This is a genomic window from Tenacibaculum sp. SG-28 (genome assembly GCF_002954385.1).
GTDB lineage: Bacteria > Bacteroidota > Bacteroidia > Flavobacteriales > Flavobacteriaceae > Polaribacter.
This window is the reverse complement of record NZ_MQVY01000010.1, coordinates 1-2,755: the sequence shown is the minus strand read 5'-3', so window position 1 is coordinate 2,755 and position 2,755 is coordinate 1. Positions and strand designations below refer to the sequence as shown.

The 2,755-nt window shown below is 30.0% G+C and carries 2 protein-coding genes; both read right to left on the bottom strand.

The window, feature by feature from the left end; translation table 11 throughout:
* Positions 1–162 precede the first annotated feature (162 nt).
* A complete protein-coding gene (locus BSU00_RS12675; RefSeq protein ID WP_105004701.1) occupies positions 163–1,794 on the bottom strand; it encodes a serine hydrolase in 1,632 nt (543 codons plus the stop codon).
* Between the two features lie 71 nt (positions 1,795–1,865).
* The gene (locus BSU00_RS12670) at positions 1,866–2,672 is read right to left on the bottom strand and encodes an AraC family transcriptional regulator (RefSeq protein ID WP_105004700.1); all 807 of its coding nucleotides are present in this window, start codon (positions 2,670–2,672) and stop codon (positions 1,866–1,868) included.
* Positions 2,673–2,755: the final 83 nt, after the last annotated feature.

The window sequence follows — 2,755 nt, the reverse complement described above, 5'->3', positions numbered from 1 at the left end:
GTCTAGTCCTGAAATATGGCTACAGGTTAAAAAATGATTTAGGCTGATAATTTGTTTACGCTTATTTTCAGATTAAAACAAAGATAGAAGAAAAGAACTTAACTTTATGTTCAGCTCTAAACTGCTATTTTTTATATACGTTGTTGCCAACTGGCCATATTCTTAATTGATTATTGCAGGTAATATGTATTCCATCATCATTTTGTCAACATTGGAATGTGCATTTGGATTGTTGTATGCTGAAGCGGTAATAACCACAACAAAAGGAATTTCTTTAAAAATAAACACCTTATTTCCTCCATTACCACTGCAATAGGAAACTTCATATTCTTTATTGTTTACTTTATAAGTTTTGTTCCAAAACAAATAACCATAATAACCCTCATCAAGAGACTGCTTTATTTGTTTACCTAAACTTTTTTCTACCCATTGCTCGTTTAAAATTTGTTTTCCATTCCAAAGCCCTTTGTTTTTGTATAGTTGCCCATATTTAGCAAAGTCAAGTGCTCTCAATCTAATTCCACCTGCGGTATTACCAACATTTTGAGGTGTGTATTCCCATTCATAATTTGTTATTCCAAGCGGTTTAAATAATTTTTTGTCAGCATAAGAAACCAGGCCATTGGGAACCGATTTATGTATAATATCTCCCAGAACTACTACACCTGCCGTAAAGTAGGCAAATTCCTCACCAATATTTGTTTCTTTTTTCATAGGTAAGTCAAGTGTGAATTTCACCCAGTCGTTTGTTGGATACATATTTTCCTCATTTCCTAAACTGCTGTAATTACTATCGTCACCATCAAAACCAGAACTCATGGTTAAGAGCGATTTTAATGTTACAGATTCTTTTTTGATACTGTGATTATTGTATGAATTCAAATTATAAAAGCTTTTTAACGCTTTATTTTCATTTTTTATAAACTCTTCTTCAATAGCAATTCCTAATATTGTAGATGCTATCGATTTTCCGACAGACCTTGGGTCGTGTAAACTATCTCTACTTTCCCCATTAAAATATTCTTCTAACAATAGCTTACCATCTTTAATTACTACAAGGCCATTGATGTTCTCAAATCTGTCTTCTGCTATTTTTCTATTTAGTGCTTCTATTTTTTGAGTATCAACATAACCTGTCGATATGTCCCAATCACTATTTGGTAGAATTTTTTGGATTGGAACTAAACTTTCATCTATCTTAATTTTAGCAACTTCAATTCTAATACTGCCTTTAGCTAAAAGAGAGCCGACCTCTAATTTATCTACTCTTACATAAGGTCTTACTTCTATGGTTAGTGAATGATTTCCTTCACTTAATTCGTCTTGACCACCGCCTAATTTCATGAATTTCAACCACATAAACCAACCCCAATAATCTAACTTATTCGGAGCTATCAAACGTATTGTGTGATTAAGTTGTTCTGTTTTAGATGCTTTTAATCCAGCTCCTTTGTTTAAGTTTTCTAAGTAAACTTTTTTTCCATCTACTAGGAAAGAAAATTGGAAATTTCCTTTTTCCAATAATTCATCTTCTGATAAATTTGGTGCTACTTTTTGAAGGCTTTGTATTAGTGGCTTTTCTAATGTGAAGTGAATATTGAGAAACTCATCTTTGTTTAAAGTAAACCTATTGATATGGTTGTATGATGTAGATTTAATTCTTTCGATGTCATCTTTGGAAAAAGATAAGTTCCCTTTTTTGTCTAAATCCGTATTTATTGATTGAGACGCAGTATCATTTTTACAGGATAGTAATAAACACGCTATAAGAACTAAAAAACAATTCGATTTCATTCTATAATTTTGATTGATTAGTGATTAAGGAACAAAGATGAGATTATTTAATTTTTAAAAATTGTATAAAATTAACATTGGGAAATTTTCTTCAAAATTTTTGAAGGTGTAGTAGTGTAAATTCGTTTAAAGCTTGTTATAAAATGACTTTGGTCGTAAAAACCACACTCATAGCAAATTTCTGTCATTGAAAGTTTGTTTGAAACGATTAAGTTAAAAGCTTTATTGATTTTTATTAGTCTTAAATAATTTCCTAAACTCGTTCCGAAATATTTCCTAAACTTTCTAGATAAGTGCACAGGATGTAAACCTAAAATCGAACTTAAATTATTTAAGGAATAATCAATGTTTTCTTCAAATAGCAGTTCTTGAAGTTTATTCGTCCAAATAGGGATTTTAGATTGCTTTTCTGTACTGTTTTCTATTGTATTGAAAATATTAATTAAACTACTCTCAATACTTAAATTCGAATATTGGTCATTTATTTTGGTCTCGATAAATATCTGATTCATCAAGTTCTTTATTATTGGATTCTTTAAGTTGGTACTTCCTTCAAAATCTTTTAATTGAATATCAAAATTTAAAAACCATTCTTGATTTAGTTCAATATGAAAGCCTCTTGTAAATTCTGGTGATTTAATATTATAATGTGCATCTTGCCAATTATGAAACAATAGATTTCCTGGTTCCAAATAGTAGGATTCTTTTTTATTTGATTCAAATAATTTGCCTTGAAGTAGATAAGTGAAATACGGATTTTCGTGATAATGCCAATCTACTTTACTGTGAGTATATTCTGTATCAGTAATTATTAGGTTGTCAAAAGCTGATTTTTTGTAATGTACTCCGTAAAATTCTCCAGTTTTTAATTTATTCATTTTGTCTCTTCAGCTTGTTGCCAACAACGTTTTGGCTAAGCTGCGTTTTAATGCAGTTTAGATGTTGTTATGATCATTTTTTT

Excerpts from the sequence above, each read along its gene's own strand:
- BSU00_RS12670 (WP_105004700.1), bottom strand. The coding sequence starts at position 2,672 with ATGAATAAATTAAAAACTGGAGAATTTTACGGAGTACATTACAAAAAA.
- BSU00_RS12675 (WP_105004701.1), bottom strand. The coding sequence starts at position 1,794 with ATGAAATCGAATTGTTTTTTAGTTCTTATAGCGTGTTTATTACTATCC.